The following is a 14593-nucleotide window of genomic DNA, read 5'->3' on the forward strand; positions in this document are numbered from 1 at the left end:
GATGATCCGGATTACCAAAAAACTTTTAGAAACGCGTCGCTGCCCTGCGCTCATCCAAAGTAAGCACACGCGGCGAGACAATGGGCACGCCTCTTTCATCAAAAAGCGGATTGTCCCGCGCTGTTCCGCGCAGCTTCTCCAAAACGAGCCGCCGCATGATTTGCCACCCGGCCTTCAGGAAACCCCGATCCCGGAGCGTGCCGGGACCGGGTTGCGCACCGGACGTGTTGACCACGGCAATAACCGGGCCAATCGCTTCGGCCGCGCCGTCGGCCCGAAGGGTCGGTGTCGAAACACCGACAAAGGCGAGTCTCCCCCTTGGCAGGGTGTTGAAAAGCGGGGTATTGCAGCACCCCGCATACCAACGCATCAGTCCCTTCGGGGACAGACGCAGACACGAAAGATGCTCTGCGCCGTCTTCGATCGACAAACGAGAAGGTGTCGTGTGATAGATGTCCGAGCCGCCCCTTGGCTTGAGCGTATCATCGGCACCAAGGTGGCGAGCGGCGGCCTGACAATCCTTGCAGTAACACATCAGGTGCGACCCCGATCCCGGTCCGACACCGGTAAGACGCGCCCGAAACAGGCCGCAACTGCAAGTTATGTCGAGGTCGCCGCCCTGCATGAAATTACAGCCCCTTTGCCCTGTAGCTTGCCGCCACCTTCCCAATCGACACGAGGTAGGCGGCGGTGCGCAAATCCTCCACATCGGCTCGGTCATGCCACACCTCTCGCATGGACTGGTAGGCGATGCGCATCGTGTCATCCAGCCCCGACCGCACCAGTTCCAGTTCATCCGCCCCGCGCAGATATTTCTGTTTGAACTCGGGGGACAGGGTGTAGGGAATTGCCGCCGCCTTGCTCAACTTTTCCAGCTCATCCACGACCAGCTGGTGCCGCGCTTCTTCCTGGCGGCGCTGCATGCGGCCAAACCGAATGTGGCTCAGGTTCTTGACCCACTCGAAATATGACACGGTCACACCCCCGGCATTGGCGAACATGTCCGGAATGATAACTGTCCCTTTGGCGCGCAAGACATCATCCGCCCCTGCCGTAATCGGACCGTTGGCGGCCTCGATGATCAGCGGGGCCTTGATGTTCTTGGCATTTGACAGGTTGATAACCCCCTCAAGTGCTGCCGGGATCAGGATATCGCACTCCTCTTCGAGCACCGCGGCCCCCTCGGCGGTGTGGGTCGCATCCGGGTATCCCGCCACACCGCCGTGTTTCACCAGCCATTGATAGACGGCATCCACGTCGAGCCCGGCCGGATTGAACAAGGCTCCGTCACGTTCGATGATACCAATGATCTTGGCCCCGTCTTCGTCGCTCAGGAACTTGGCCGCGTGGTATCCCACGTTACCCAGCCCTTGCACGATCACGCGCTTGCCATCCAGTTTTCCACTCAACCCGGCCTTGGCGACGTCGCGCTCATCCCGGAAGAATTCGCGCAAAGCGAATTGAACACCGCGCCCCGTCGCTTCAACGCGGCCAGAGATGCCACCTGCATTGAGCGGTTTGCCGGTAACACAGGCACGCGCATTGATGTCCGTTGTATTCATCCGGGCGTACTGATCGGCGATCCACGCCATTTCGCGCTCGCCGGTTCCCATGTCCGGAGCAGGCACGTTCTGGCTGGGGTGGATCAGGTCGCGCTTTGCCAGCTCATAGGCAAAACGCCGCGTGATCTGTTCCAACTCATGCTCATCATACTGTCGCGGATCAATGCACAAGCCGCCCTTGGAGCCACCAAACGGCGCTTCGACAAGGGCACATTTGTAGGTCATAAGCGCCGCCAGCGCCTCGACCTCGTCCTGGTTCACGGACGGCGCATAACGAATGCCCCCCTTGACCGGCTCCATGTGTTCGGAATGCACCGAACGATATCCTGTGAATGTTTGAATCTTGCCACGCAGCCGCACACCGAACCGCACCGTGTAAGTGGCATTACACACTCTGATCTTTTCCTCGAGGCCGGGCGGCAGGTCCATCAGGGCAACCGCCCGGTTGAACATAAGGTCCACACTTTCGCGAAAACTCGGCTCTTTGACTGCGCCCATAAATCCTCTCCTGACACATTACCGACTGCGACTCGCTGCCGCAGCCCTATTAGATCGGACACTAAGCCCATTACCGCATCATTGACGAGGGAAGATTATTTTTTGGGCAGTTTTTTGAGGTTGGTTTCGACACTCGAAACAAACCCGCACCAGATGCAGGAATTGTCTACAAGTGGCTGTATCGAAAGGTCTTATTTAGAAGGGATTCCCAACCTCAACCGCTCTTTCGCCCAATTTTGGCCCAATTCCTAAAGGACATTGACTGTGGCGCATAGTGCCCCCTTGCGGGCGGCACACCCCAAAAACGCGCCGACGCGAGGTACCGAAGATGCGAATGAGTAAACGCCTTTTTCTGCAGGGCAACTGCGCAACAGAAACCGGGCAGCCGCTGGGCCGGTTGCAGGATCGCACCGCAAACTGGATGCACCGTTTTATCCGGGAGGAAGACGGCGTCATCGTTGGATTCGCAATCGCTCTTTTCCTGATCATGCTGATGGTCGGCGGGATGAGTGTTGACCTGATGAACACAGAGCGACAACGCACCAAATTGCAACACACACTCGATCGCGCCGTTCTTGCTGCTGCCGACCTCGATCAGGAAAGGGAACCGATCGAAGTAGTCGGTGACTATTTCGTCAAGGCTGGTCTCAGCGAGTATCTCAACAGCGTGACCGTCAATGAGGGGATCGGCTTTCGTGAAGTCACGGCCAAGGCCGCCGCTTCCGTGGATACCGAATTCATGAAACTCGTCGGCGTCGATACCCTAGCCGCCCCGGCAGGAGGTACGGCGAGGGAAAGTATTGGCAATGTCGAAGTGTCTCTGGTTCTCGACATCTCGGGTTCCATGGGCTGGAACAGCCGCCTCACCAACCTGAAGGTGGCGGCAAAAGACTTTGTTGAGACAATGCTCACCACCGCCGAGGCCGGGACTGTTTCGATCACGATCGTCCCCTATGCCACGCAAGTGAACGCCGGCGCGCAAATTCTGGATCAGTTGAATGTGTCCAGCGAACACAGTTACTCGCATTGCGTGAACTTTGTGTCGGACCAGTTCAGCAAAGCCTACTTCACGCCAAACGAGCCGTTGGAACGCACGGCCCATTTCGACCCGTTCACCACGTCTGAAGATCCAATTCAACTGCCCGTCTGCCCGACGCGTGCAGGCTCGCAAATTCTGCCGTTTTCCAACGACAAGGCAGAGATTGATGCATTCATCGATTCCATGTCGGCCGGCGGCAACACGTCCATCGATCTTGGAGTGAAATGGGGATCTGTGCTTCTGGATCCAAGCACGCGCGACATTATCGACGGCTTGATCACCGCTGGGTCCGTCGACGCGAATTGGACTGGTCGCCCCACCGACTACACAAACCCGAATGTTCTCAAGGTTCTTGTCGTAATGTCGGACGGCGAAAACACTGATCAGTACATGCTCAACCCGTCGATGCGCACAAGCATGTCGGATGTTTGGTACAATGCTGAGGCGGACGTGTATTCCGTGTACCATTCCAATGGAACCTACAACTATTTTTGGCCACACATGAATGGCTGGTACGATCATCCTTATGGCGCGGGGGAAATGTATGTCTGCGACGAGAACTACAACTGTGCAATGCACCCCGAACCGGGAGATGCCGTTCAAGTGACCAACCAGGATTTGCTGGCACGTGCGTCCTTGAAGTGGATTGCCAGCAATCTGTTCTCTTTCAGCAGCAGCGCCTATGCGGACTGGTACACGTCGGCGTTTTCCAAAAAAGAATCCACGGCAAAGGATCAGTACACCAAGAATATCTGCGACATAACCAAGGATCAGGGAACGCTGGTGTTTGCCATCGGGTTCGAAGCACCGCAGCGCGGACAGCGTGTGTTGCAGGACTGCGCAAGCTCCGACAGCCACTACTTCGACGCACAAGGGCTGGAGATCTCTGACGCCTTTGACGCCATCGCAACATCCATTCGCACGCTGAGGTTGACCCAATGATGTCGCTTGTTGGAAAAATCGCCCGCCGGTTCAAGAAAGACGAAACCGGTCATGTGACCGTCGAATTCGCCGTCATGGTGCCCGTGTTTCTGGTACTTCTGCTTTCCTCGGTTGAGGCCGGTATGCTGAACTTGCGCAATTCGTTTCTGGAGCGCGCGCTGGATGTCGTTGTACGGGATATCCGGCTGGGAACAGGCTACGAGCCTACACATGACGAGATCCGCGACCGGATATGTGAAGAAGCGCATTTCATTCCGAACTGCACCTCGAACCTGATGCTGGAGATGATCCAACTCAATCCGCGGGCCTGGACGGGCGTTCCCCCCGGAGCGACCTGCACGAACCGCGCCGAAGAGGTGCAGCCGGTCACCGAATTCCACGCGGGTGAGAGCAACGAACTCATGATCTTGAGGGCCTGTGCCAAGACCGAGCCGCTCTTCCCCACCACCGGCCTTGGCTACCATCTGGTCAAGGACAGCGCCGGTGACGTCTCAATGATCGCCATCTCCGCCTTCGTTCAGGAGCCCAAGTAACATGATGCCCTTTTCTCATATGAAGTCCTTCCTGGACCGGTTCCGCAAAGACACTTCGGGAACTGTGGCCGTGGAAACCGTTATCCTGGTGCCCATTCTGTTCTGGGCTTTTCTTGCCACGATCATGTTCTTCGACCTGTACAAATCGCGTTCCGCCGCGGACAAGGCCGCCTTTACGATTTCCGACATGCTGTCCCGTGAAACGGTGGCGATCAATCAGACCTATCTCGACAATACGCTCGACTTGTTCAACAATTTGGCGCGTTCAGATGGGCCCACCTCGCTGCGGGTATCGGTGTTCACTTACAGCAAGAAGGGCAACAAGTATCGCCTTGACTGGTCGCACGCCAGCGGCGGAGCGCAAACCCTGTCGAATACCGACCTACCGACATACGTGCCGAACATTCCTACCCTGCTTTCCGGAGAACGCCTGATTCTCGTCGAGACATTCGGCAGGTACGATTCACCGATCGACATTGGTATCGGAGCCCTTGACATCAATACCTTTGTGTTCACGCGTCCCCGCTTCGCGCCGCTCCTTGCCTGGGAAAGGGTCTAGTCCCTTTCCGCAAGAAGGGCTTCGAGCATCTGCGCCATCACCTTGGATTGCGAACCGGGCGTAACGCCGCCAATGCCGACCCGGCGGCCCATCGCCCACCAAAGCCCCGGTTGCCACCTGCGCGACCGGGGTTCTTTCAAGCGCAACAGGAACCCGTTCGACGGTTTCATCGCAAAAGTCCCGCGCTCGACACGGGCAATCTGATCCACCGACGCAATCTCTTCACCAGACGAACTGCGCAATCCCTTTGAGGTCAGCTGCACCTCGTGTTCCGTTGCTTTGCGGGTCGTTTCGGCCAGCCAGAGGGCCGCCACCCCGAATACGATCAGGAAAACCTGCCACCCCAAAGACGGGGGTGTCGACAAGGCCAGGTAAATCAGCAGCCCTCCCAGCACCGCCATGACGCCGATCCCGAACCACCGTCGCGGCGCCGACGCGCGCACCACTGCCAAAACTTCGTCTTGCATTGTATTCTCCCGACCCAACTGCCCCGCCCTAACGCGGCACGCATCGCAAAAGCAAGTCCACTCCTGCTTCTCAATGGTCTCAAATACCCAATTCGTGACATCACCGCTAGTAAGGCATCGGATGAGATTTGTGCGCGTCGTCAATCTCCAACAACACCTCGTCACTCAATCGCAAACCATCAAGCGCCAGAACATGTTCGAGCTGGTCGAGATGCGTTGCCCCAAAAATCGAACTGCTCAGGAAGGGACGATGCAGTGTGAAGGCCAGAGCCATGTGCACCGGATCAATGCCGTGGTGTTGCGCGATGGCAAGATAGGCATCAATTGCATCGAATACACGCGGGGTGATCCGTCCGCCGAGGTTTTCAACCAGGGACTTGCGGGACCCTTCCGGGACGGCGCCATGCTGGTATTTGCCGGTAAGCAGACCGGCCGCGAGCGGCGAAAACGCCAACAACCCAACGTCTTCGTTGACGCTCATCTCCGCCATATCCGTATCGTACAAGCGGCACAACAGCGAATACTCGTTCTGCACCGATGCCACGCGGGGCAAACCGTTGGCCTCGGCAATACGCACCCATTGCGACGTTCCCCAAGCGCTTTCATTGGACAGACCGAACGCGCGAATACGTCCGCGATCCACTTCGCGCTGCAGAGCCCCAAGCGCATCCTCCATGTGGGACATCGTATCCGCATGATCCTGTTTCGAGGGATCATAGCGCCAATTCTGACGAAACATGTAGGATCCGCGGTTGGGCCAGTGGAACTGATAGAGATCGATATAGTCCGTCTGAAGCCGTTTCAGCGACCCGTCAATCGCTTCCGGGATGGTCTTCGAGGTGATCGGGGCGCCATTGCGCACATGTGCCAATCCCTGCCCCGAATGCTTGGTCGCCAAGATAACGTCAGCCCGCCGCCCGGTGCGCGCGAACCAGTTGCCAATGATCACTTCACTGCGCCCTTGCGTTTCCGCGCTGACCGGGTTGACCGGGTACATTTCCGCCGTGTCCACGAAATTGATCCCCGCCGCCAAGGCCATGTCAATCTGGGCGTGTGCCTCGGCCTCGTCGGTCTGAGTTCCGAAGGTCATCGTGCCAAGGCAGAGTTCGGACACGGTCATCCCGGTGCGGCCAAGAGGATTCATTTTCATGGCAGGTCATCCTGATATCTGTGCGTTTCCGACAGCCTAGGGATTGGGTCGCCAAGTGCAAGCGGGTTGGGGGCGTTGCCCCCGCCGCCCCTGCGGGGCGACTCCCCCAGGATATTTCTGGCAAAAGGAAAAGCGAACGGATCAGGTCTGGGCACGGGCGTGGAAGATGAACCCCAGGAAGTTGAGAAGCACCTGTGCCGCGAGGATCGAGGTGGAACCGGTCGGATCGTAATCCGGGGCCACTTCGACGAGATCGATCCCGACCACCTCGTGCCGTTGCGCCAGCTGTTGCAGCATCTCGAGTACGTCATAGTAGAGAAACCCGCCATGGCTCGGCGTGCCGGTTCCCGGAGCGATCGACGGGCAGAACGCGTCGATGTCGATGGTCACATAAACCCGCACACCCTCGGGGATGTGTGCAATGACGCCTTTGGGACCAAGGGCGCGGGCCTGCCGGACACTGAGGATGTCGCTGCCCATGTTGCGGGCATCTTCGTACCCCTCGCGGGCGGTGGAACTAACATTGCGGATTCCGACCTGCGTCAATCCGGTGACATAGTCCTTCTCCGCAGCCCGCCGCATCGGGTTGCCGTGGCCGTGGCGTACACCGTGACGTTCATCCACAAAATCGAGATGCGCGTCGATTTGCAGGATGTGGATGTCACCCTGCCCGTCAAACGCGTTGATGCAGGGAATGTTGACGGAGTGGTCCCCGCCAATCACAACGGGCAGTGCTCCGGCCTGAAGAATGGCGCGGACCCCCTGTTCGATATTCGCGTGGCTTCTTTCGGTATCCGTGTGCACGATGTCCGCATCGCCGATATCCACCATCCGCACGGAGGCCGGAAGGTAGGTGGCATCGTCCTCGTGGTCATAGGCGCCGGCATGACCAAAGCTGAACAGGGTTGAGGCTTCGCGCACGGCGCGGGGACCGAAGCGGGCGCCGCTGCGCCATTGAGTGCCGAAATCGAATGGCGCTCCCATGATCGCGACATCGGCATCCAGCGTGGCCCAGTCCTCGACATACGGACGCTTGCCAAAAGTCGATATTCCCACAAATGGCAGGTTGAGCCTGCCGCCTTCATAAGCGTGCGTTCCCATGATGCGCTCCTTTGTTTCGGGGTCGACGGTGGCGGAATTTCCGCGTTGGGTAAAGCCCTGCCGGATTGAGAACAAAGTGGGAACTTGCTATTCTGAAGTCATGGCGACTCATCTGCTCAAACGCGCGCCCGAACGCTCCCGCCCCATTCTCAACCCCGCGCCGGGGGTGGCATTGGCGTTGGCACGACTGCATGAAGCCTGTGGTCCGGCGCGCTACAGCTTTGCGTTATGGATGGCATCACAACGCCCCGGGCCGGTGTTCTGGATCGCCCCGGAATGGGGCGCTTCGCCGCTTAATGCGGATGGCATGGCGCGGTTCGTGCATCCCGGGCGGGTGATTTTCATCACCCCCCGCCGCCCCGAGGATGTGCTGTGGTGCATGGAAGAAACGTTGCGTGCCGGGCAGGTGCCGCTGGTGGTGGCCGACCTGCCCGGCCTGCCCGCCCTGACCCCGGTACGCCGTCTGCACCTGGCTGCCGAAACCGGGACGCGAGAGAGCGGGCAGGCTCCGCTCGGGCTGATCCTGACACCCGGTGAGGGCGGCGCGCAGGGGATCGAAAGCCGCTGGCATATGACGCCCGCCCATACTGCGGGCGCCGAGGGCTGGCGTCTGACCCGTCTGCGGGCGCGCACTTCCCCGCGCCAGTCCTGGCTCCTCAGTGGTTTACCGGACAAACCGCGGCTGAGCCCAACCGAACTGCACGAGAGCCTAAGCGCCTGAGCAAACAGCGCGTGGACCAAAAACGACGCCCGAACGTCGAATAACCGCTTGCCACGCCGAGCCTGCCCGCGATGCTAGGGACTTATGCGCATGATGATTTCCTTTTCCGCCCTGTTCCTCTCCGTGATCTTTCTCCAATTGAGCACGGGCGGGGTGGGACCGCTTGATGCCCTTTCGGGCATCGCACTGGGCTTCACCACTTCACAGATTGGTCTCTTGGGGTCTGCGCATTTCCTTGGCTTTTTCATTGGCTGCTGGTGGGCCCCCCGCCTGATCGGCAGTGTGGGACATTCCCGCGCCTTTGCTGCCTTCACCGCAGCAGGCGCGATTGGCCTGATGGCGCATTTCATCATCATTGATCCCACGGCATGGGCCATCATGCGCGTTGCCTCGGGGTTGTGCGTCGCCGGGTGCTACACCGTGGTGGAGGCATGGCTGCAATCCAAGGTCACAAACGAGACCCGTGGTCGGGCGATGGGGACCTATCGCGTCGTGGACATGGGAGCTTCCCTCGCCGCACAGCTGGTAATCAGCGTTCTGGAACCCGCCATGTACCTGTCCTACAACATCCTGGCGATCCTGTGCTGCGCCGCGATCCTGCCGCTCACCCTGACCAAATCGGAACAGCCGGAAACTCCGCATGCGCCCCGCTTGCGCCCGATGCTGGCGGTGGCCCGCTCGCCTCTGGCTGCGGCCGGGGTGGTGGTGGCCGCGCTGAGCTCGGCCAGTTTCCGCATGGTCGGTCCGGTCTATGGCAAGGAGGTTGGATTGCAGACGGACCAGATCGCCTGGTTCCTTGCGGCCTTTGTTCTGGGCGGCGCATTGGCGCAGTATCCCGTGGGGTGGCTCGCGGACAAGTATGATCGCCGCTGGGTGCTGATCTGGTTGTCGGCGGCGGCGGTATTGTCTTGTTTTGCAACGATTTCCATAGGCGGCGGCAGCACCGCACTGGTCATGGGCAACGCCGTGATCTTCGGCCTGACCGCATTCCCGATCTATTCCGTGGCCGCCGCGCACGCCAACGACTTTGCCACGTCTGAAGAGCGCATCGAGCTGTCGGCGGCGCTGATGTTTTTTTACGCGATTGGCGCGATTGCAGCGCCGCTCTTTGCCTCAGGGCTGATTCAACGCTTTGGCCCTGCGGCCCTCTTCGTGATGATCGCCGCCGGACACGCCGTCCTGATCGTGTTCGGCCTGAGCCGGATGCGTGCCCGTCCCACGGTCGGACACCGCACACGTTATGTCTATGCGCCACGCACCTCTTTCATCATCGGACGATTGATGCGGCGGCAGCGGGAAGAACCGACGCGGGTTGAGGAAGAACACAGCCGCGACGATGGCAAACCCTCCGGCTGAGCGAGCGGCGCTCGACCCTCTGGCACTGCGCGCCGCTTTGGTCTAGATGGAGCGCAACAACACATCGAGGGAAAAGACATGGCGCGCCACCTGATCACTTCGGCCATTCCGTATATCAATGGCATCAAGCATTTGGGCAACCTCGTCGGCAGCCAGCTGCCGGCCGATCTTTTTGCCCGCTATCAGCGTGCGCGCGGCAACGAAGTGCTGTTCCTGTGTGCCACCGATGAACACGGCACCCCGGCGGAACTGGCTGCGGCCAAAGCAGGTCAGCCGGTCGCGGAATACTGTGCCGAGATGCACGCGATCCAGTCAAAAATCGCCGAGGGTTTCCGGCTGAGCTTTGATCATTTCGGGCGCTCCTCCAGCCCTGAAAACCACAAGCTGACCCAGCACTTTGCCGGGCGTCTGGCCGATCAGGGTCTGATCCGAGAAGTGTCGGAAACCCAGATGTATTCGCATGCGGACGGGCGCTTCCTTCCCGACCGGTACATCGAGGGCACCTGCCCCAATTGCGGTTTTGAATCCGCGCGCGGCGACCAGTGTGACAACTGCACGAAACAGCTTGATCCCACCGACCTGATCAATCCCTATTCAACGATCTCCGGGTCAACCGATCTGGAAGAGCGCGAAACCAAGCATCTATACCTGCGCCAGTCGGAGATGCGGGAAAAGCTGCAAGCGTGGATCGACAGCAAAACCGATTGGCCCGTTCTTACCACGTCCATTGCCAACAAATGGTTAAACGACGGTGACGGGCTGCAGGATCGCGGCATCACCCGTGATCTGGACTGGGGCATCCCGGTCAAACGCGGCGACGAAGACTGGCCCGGCATGGAGGGCAAGGTCTTTTATGTCTGGTTCGATGCACCTATCGAATACATCGCCTGTTCGCAGGAGTGGGTCGACGCGGGCAAAGGCAGTGATTGGGAAAGCTGGTGGCGCACTGACAAGGGCGCCGAAGACGTGACCTATACCCAGTTCATGGGCAAGGATAACGTACCGTTCCATACCCTTTCGTTCCCTGCGACGATCCTTGGCTCGGACGAGCCATGGAAGCTGGTCGATTACATCAAGTCGTTCAACTACCTGAACTATGACGGCGGCCAGTTCTCGACCTCGCGCGGGCGTGGCGTGTTCATGGATCAGGCACTGGAAATCCTGCCCGCCGACTACTGGCGCTGGTGGCTCTTGTCGAACGTGCCGGAAACGTCGGACAGCGAGTTCACCTGGGACAACTTCCAGGCGGGCGTAAACAAGGACCTCGCGGATGTTCTCGGCAACTTCGTCAGCCGCGTGACCAAGTTCTGCCGCTCGAAATTCGGCGAGGAAGTCCCGGCTGGCGGAACTTTGGGCGAAACCGAAACGGCCCTGATCGAGGAACTCACCACCCGCATCCGCGCCTATGAAGGCCACATGGCCGCCATGGAGGTGCGCAAATCGGCACAGGAGCTCCGCGCGATCTGGGTGGCGGGCAATGAATATCTGCAAACCGCCGCGCCGTGGTCGACCTTCAAGGAAGACCCGGAGCAGGCCGCAGCGCAGATACGCCTCGCGTTGAACCTGATCCGGCTTTATGCCGTGCTGTCATCGCCGTTCATTCCAGATGCAAGCGAGACCCTGATGGGCGCAATGCAAAGCGACGATTGGACGTGGCCGGATGACGTCCCGGCGGCGCTTGAAACCCTCGCCCCCGGTCACGCCTTTACCGTACCTGATGTGACCTTCCGCAAGATCAGCGATGACGAGCGCGAGGAGTGGCAGGAGCGGTTTGCTGGTGTTGGGGGGGTGACGGTTGCCCATTAGGTGAATGTGGTTCATTTATGTCGCGCCGGGATCGGATACAGCAGGAGCGTCCGGCAAGGTTGTTACCGTCAATGATCCTGCAACCGACGTTCGCGCCATGGATGCCGAGTCGCCTCCGCTTGCGGAAGCGACAGAAATGGTGAATCATCGTCAGCAATAGCGAGAGGTCATGCACCTAGAATCCTCATGGCACACGGTTTTTCTTCACCGTCAGCGGAGCAAGATTAGAATTGTTAATATTACATATCGGCTTTGGAAAATGCGGAACCACCAGCTTGCAACGCCATGTTTTTTCAAATTTGGTCGAATTTGGATTGATAGATGAATACAATCCTTTGGAAATCAAAGATAGCCTCGGACTATTCCGACGAGGTGACAGGGCTCAAATTCCCTTACTGAACAAATACTTCAAAGATCACCGCAACGAAAGAACGCTCATATCATTGGAAAGCCTCATAGGATGGAACCCCGCGATTTGGAAGGAACGCTTGGCGATGAATCGCGAAGCCTTCCCGCGTGATACAACCATTCTGATCACCATCCGCGAACCGGGCTCATTTATGCGCAGCTGTTTCCAGCAAAAATGGCACTCCGGTCACATTGTGCCGCCAGAAGATTACTTTTTGTCGCACAAAGATTACGACCGGGCGCGCCTCACGGCCCGCTATCAAATTGACGAGATATTTGGTGTCGATGATATGAATTATCGCCAAATTATTTCTGACTATGCGAATGCTTTCCCAAAGGTTGTCGTTGTTCCAACGAAAAAGGTTAACGACCTTCAATTCTTAAATGAGATTGGATTGTCGCCCAGCGCTGAACAAATTGAACAGCTGCAAGAAAAGATTGTTCGAGGCTCTCGAGAAAACCGGGCATTTTCTCAAACCGCCATGAAATTGACGCAAAGCCGCGAGAGATTTTTGAACGGTTTGGGGCTGAAATCCCTTAGTTCTCTTGATCACGATCATCGAAAGCGCTTTTTATCCCGACAAACGAAACTTTCACACCCCAGCTTGTTGACTCGAGTAGTTCGACGGGGTCTTACGTTATTTAGGCTACCACGGTGGCGTTGGTTAATGCATAATGTGGTCGACCGTATATGGCCTTACAAACCCTACTCTCTACCACCTGAGATCGTCCGAGGTCGCCATTTTTCTGAAAATAGGAGATTCGTGGAAGAAGTTCAAAGTTTACCACAGGGAATAGCCGTATTTGAAAGGTGATAAATTCAGGAGAAAACTCTTCTGTCTTGCTTGTTGTTCGTGTTTCCTATTTCAGATGGCCTCATGCATTTCCATACCAAACTGCGCCACGACAATCATTTACATTAATGGGATTATCAAAATAGGCGTCTTCAAGTCTTCACCAAGTACCCCCGCCGAAAAACGAAAGTGCTTCTCTGAAATGTCCGCGCTTCGTGTTTGGGCTTTTCTGCAACTCCGCAGAAAGGCGACGAGGAGAAACCGCTCCAACAAAGCGCACATCGCCGCCACTCTCAAACAGTGCTGAACGTCGCAAACCTGGGTTACAATAATACAGGGATGGCTGAAATTCCGAACGCTCTAGAACAGCACCATCTGCGGCACCGCACCGCTCTAATGTGCGCCCATGCCCCCCAACTCATTGGTACCCGCGGCCGGACTCGAACCGGCACGACCCCTTCGGGCCTGGAGATTTTAAGTCTCCTGTGTCTACCATTCCACCACGCGGGCACTCACAACCGGCCGATCCCGAAAAATCGGTTGCGCGACAATAGCGGTAATAAGACGGGTGTAAAGCGGCGAAACCCTACAAATCCTGACCGGATTTGTGTCTATTTTCCGGAGCCTGTAACAGGACACGTTCAGGGAGCCACGGGTTCAGTTCAAGTGCCTCAGCCAAGGCGTCTTGCGCCTCGGCATCACGGCCCAATCCGATCAGCGAAAGCGCCCGCCCAGAGAGGGCCCCAATGTGGCGCGGTGACAGTTCCAGTGCACGGTCCAGATCCGGCAGCGCCGCCTCAAAATCCTGCCGCAGGAAATTGACAAAGGCGCGTTGGTTGTAGCCTTCGGCATAGTCCGGGCAGTAGGTCACGAGCGTGTCGAAATCCTCCTGCGCTCCGAGCAAATCCCACGCGGCACGTTTTCGCATGCCCCGGTCGAGAATTTCCTGGGCCGTGTCGTCCGGCGCATCAGCCCAATAGGCCCACATGTCATTGAGGTGTTGCTGCGCCGCGCCTTCGTTCGGAGCGGCCTGCACTTTTTCGATCAGCGCATTCAGCGCCTGTGAATGATCCGGACCGTCCGGACAGGCAAGGGCAAAACCCGGCAGGCACATGAATATCGACAATACCACGCGTTTCATGGCACAAGCCTGCCATGCGACGCGCAAAAGCACCAAGTCACATCTCTGCGAGGCCGGTATCCTTCACGGCTTCCATCGCTACGTAGGTCGAGGTGCTCGCCACATGCGGCAAGGCCGAGATCGCCTCGCCCAAAATGGCGCGATAGGCGGCCATGTTGGAGGTGCGGACTTTCAGAAGATAGTCGAAATGGCTTGCAATCATGTGTGCCTGTTCGATCTCGGGCACCTTGGCCACTGCGGCGTTGAAGGCGCGCAGAGCGGCTTCGCGGGTGTCGGTCAGCTTGACCTCGACAAAGGCGACATGGTCCAGCCCCAATCGCACCGGATCGAGCAGCGCCCGGTAGCCGGTGATCACGCCTTCTTTTTCAAGACGTCGCAATCGCGCCTGTGTCGGGCTTTTGGACAACCCAATCGCCTGCGCAAGATCCGTGATTGAAATGCGCCCGTCCGAAGCCAGGATTTCCAGAATCGCCCGGTCGAACCGGTCCAGCGCCACCTTGTCGTTTTGCACTGTCT

Annotated in this window: 14 protein-coding genes and 1 tRNA gene; 7 read left to right on the forward strand and 8 right to left on the reverse strand. The window is 58.2% G+C overall.

Annotated features, from left to right (window positions below):
- Positions 1 to 25: 25 nt before the first annotated feature.
- Together BMZ35_RS09245 and BMZ35_RS09250 are read right to left on the reverse strand one after the other, a co-directional pair.
- Positions 26 to 625: a DUF6151 family protein gene (locus tag BMZ35_RS09245; RefSeq protein ID WP_093093229.1), complete on the reverse strand. Its 600-nt coding sequence runs from the start codon at positions 623 to 625 to the stop codon at positions 26 to 28.
- A gap of 4 nt (positions 626 to 629) precedes the next feature.
- Positions 630 to 2060, reverse strand: coding sequence for a Glu/Leu/Phe/Val family dehydrogenase (locus BMZ35_RS09250; RefSeq protein ID WP_093093231.1), 1431 nt, complete (start codon positions 2058 to 2060; stop codon positions 630 to 632).
- A gap of 334 nt (positions 2061 to 2394) precedes the next feature.
- Between BMZ35_RS09250 and BMZ35_RS09255 the strand changes: the two genes are divergently transcribed.
- From BMZ35_RS09255 to BMZ35_RS09265, 3 genes are all read left to right on the forward strand, one after another.
- Entirely contained in the window at positions 2395 to 4041 is a 1647-nt protein-coding gene (locus BMZ35_RS09255; RefSeq protein ID WP_093093233.1) for a TadE/TadG family type IV pilus assembly protein, read from the forward strand.
- Positions 4038 to 4574 carry a TadE/TadG family type IV pilus assembly protein gene (locus BMZ35_RS09260; RefSeq protein ID WP_093093235.1) on the forward strand — a complete coding sequence of 179 codons (537 nt, stop codon included), beginning with the start codon at positions 4038 to 4040 and terminating at the stop codon, positions 4572 to 4574. The genes BMZ35_RS09255 and BMZ35_RS09260 overlap by 4 nt, the downstream gene beginning before the upstream one ends.
- A 70-nt stretch (positions 4575 to 4644) precedes the next feature.
- The gene (locus tag BMZ35_RS09265; RefSeq protein ID WP_131814347.1) at positions 4645 to 5133 is read left to right on the forward strand and encodes a hypothetical protein; all 489 of its coding nucleotides are present in this window, start codon (positions 4645 to 4647) and stop codon (positions 5131 to 5133) included.
- On the opposite strand, the gene BMZ35_RS09270 is transcribed toward BMZ35_RS09265, so the two are convergent.
- The 3 genes from BMZ35_RS09270 to speB all read right to left on the reverse strand — a co-directional run bounded on the left by BMZ35_RS09270 (position 5130) and on the right by speB (position 7851).
- Positions 5130 to 5600: a hypothetical protein gene (locus BMZ35_RS09270; protein WP_093093239.1), complete on the reverse strand. Its 471-nt coding sequence runs from the start codon at positions 5598 to 5600 to the stop codon at positions 5130 to 5132. The genes BMZ35_RS09265 and BMZ35_RS09270 overlap by 4 nt on opposite strands.
- A gap of 106 nt (positions 5601 to 5706) precedes the next feature.
- Complete coding sequence (locus BMZ35_RS09275; RefSeq protein ID WP_093093241.1) at positions 5707 to 6750, reverse strand: aldo/keto reductase; 1044 nt, start codon at positions 6748 to 6750, stop codon at positions 5707 to 5709.
- 141 nt (positions 6751 to 6891) lie between these two features.
- On the reverse strand, positions 6892 to 7851 hold the full coding sequence (speB, locus tag BMZ35_RS09280; RefSeq protein ID WP_093093353.1) for an agmatinase: 960 nt from the start codon (positions 7849 to 7851) through the stop codon (positions 6892 to 6894).
- Positions 7852 to 7951: 100 nt separating this feature from the next.
- Between speB and BMZ35_RS09285 the strand changes: the two genes are divergently transcribed.
- The 4 genes from BMZ35_RS09285 to BMZ35_RS20755 all read left to right on the forward strand — a co-directional run bounded on the left by BMZ35_RS09285 (position 7952) and on the right by BMZ35_RS20755 (position 12957).
- Positions 7952 to 8572: an ImuA family protein gene (locus tag BMZ35_RS09285; RefSeq protein WP_165610034.1), complete on the forward strand. Its 621-nt coding sequence runs from the start codon at positions 7952 to 7954 to the stop codon at positions 8570 to 8572.
- Between the two features lie 84 nt (positions 8573 to 8656).
- Positions 8657 to 9928, forward strand: a complete 1272-nt coding sequence (locus BMZ35_RS09290) for an MFS transporter (protein ID WP_093093243.1) — start codon at positions 8657 to 8659, stop codon at positions 9926 to 9928.
- A 78-nt stretch (positions 9929 to 10006) separates the two neighbouring features.
- Entirely contained in the window at positions 10007 to 11734 is a 1728-nt protein-coding gene (metG, locus tag BMZ35_RS09295; protein WP_093093245.1) for a methionine--tRNA ligase, read from the forward strand.
- A gap of 275 nt (positions 11735 to 12009) precedes the next feature.
- On the forward strand, positions 12010 to 12957 hold the full coding sequence (locus BMZ35_RS20755; RefSeq protein WP_131814348.1) for a hypothetical protein: 948 nt from the start codon (positions 12010 to 12012) through the stop codon (positions 12955 to 12957).
- A gap of 401 nt (positions 12958 to 13358) precedes the next feature.
- Here BMZ35_RS20755 and BMZ35_RS09300 read toward each other — a convergent pair.
- The 3 genes from BMZ35_RS09300 to BMZ35_RS09310 form a co-directional block, all read right to left on the reverse strand.
- A tRNA-Leu gene (locus BMZ35_RS09300) sits at positions 13359 to 13446 on the reverse strand.
- Between the two features lie 76 nt (positions 13447 to 13522).
- The gene (locus tag BMZ35_RS09305) at positions 13523 to 14077 is read right to left on the reverse strand and encodes a tetratricopeptide repeat protein (protein WP_093093357.1); all 555 of its coding nucleotides are present in this window, start codon (positions 14075 to 14077) and stop codon (positions 13523 to 13525) included.
- Between the two features lie 37 nt (positions 14078 to 14114).
- Positions 14115 to 14588 carry an Lrp/AsnC family transcriptional regulator gene (locus tag BMZ35_RS09310; protein WP_165610035.1) on the reverse strand — a complete coding sequence of 158 codons (474 nt, stop codon included), beginning with the start codon at positions 14586 to 14588 and terminating at the stop codon, positions 14115 to 14117.
- Positions 14589 to 14593 lie beyond the last annotated feature (5 nt).

The organism is Shimia aestuarii, from assembly GCF_900114635.1.
Taxonomy (GTDB): Bacteria; Pseudomonadota; Alphaproteobacteria; order Rhodobacterales; family Rhodobacteraceae; genus Shimia; species Shimia aestuarii.

Coding starts and splice junctions, on each gene's coding strand:
- BMZ35_RS09245 (WP_093093229.1), bottom strand. CDS start 625: ATGCAGGGCGGCGACCTCGACATAACTTGCAGTTGCGGCCTGTTTCGG.
- BMZ35_RS09250 (WP_093093231.1), bottom strand. CDS start 2,060: ATGGGCGCAGTCAAAGAGCCGAGTTTTCGCGAAAGTGTGGACCTTATG.
- BMZ35_RS09255 (WP_093093233.1), top strand. CDS start 2,395: ATGAGTAAACGCCTTTTTCTGCAGGGCAACTGCGCAACAGAAACCGGG.
- BMZ35_RS09260 (WP_093093235.1), top strand. CDS start 4,038: ATGATGTCGCTTGTTGGAAAAATCGCCCGCCGGTTCAAGAAAGACGAA.
- BMZ35_RS09270 (WP_093093239.1), bottom strand. CDS start 5,600: ATGCAAGACGAAGTTTTGGCAGTGGTGCGCGCGTCGGCGCCGCGACGG.
- BMZ35_RS09275 (WP_093093241.1), bottom strand. CDS start 6,750: ATGAAAATGAATCCTCTTGGCCGCACCGGGATGACCGTGTCCGAACTC.
- speB (WP_093093353.1), bottom strand. CDS start 7,851: ATGGGAACGCACGCTTATGAAGGCGGCAGGCTCAACCTGCCATTTGTG.
- BMZ35_RS09285 (WP_165610034.1), top strand. CDS start 7,952: ATGGCGACTCATCTGCTCAAACGCGCGCCCGAACGCTCCCGCCCCATT.
- BMZ35_RS09290 (WP_093093243.1), top strand. CDS start 8,657: ATGCGCATGATGATTTCCTTTTCCGCCCTGTTCCTCTCCGTGATCTTT.
- metG (WP_093093245.1), top strand. CDS start 10,007: ATGGCGCGCCACCTGATCACTTCGGCCATTCCGTATATCAATGGCATC.
- BMZ35_RS09305 (WP_093093357.1), bottom strand. CDS start 14,077: ATGAAACGCGTGGTATTGTCGATATTCATGTGCCTGCCGGGTTTTGCC.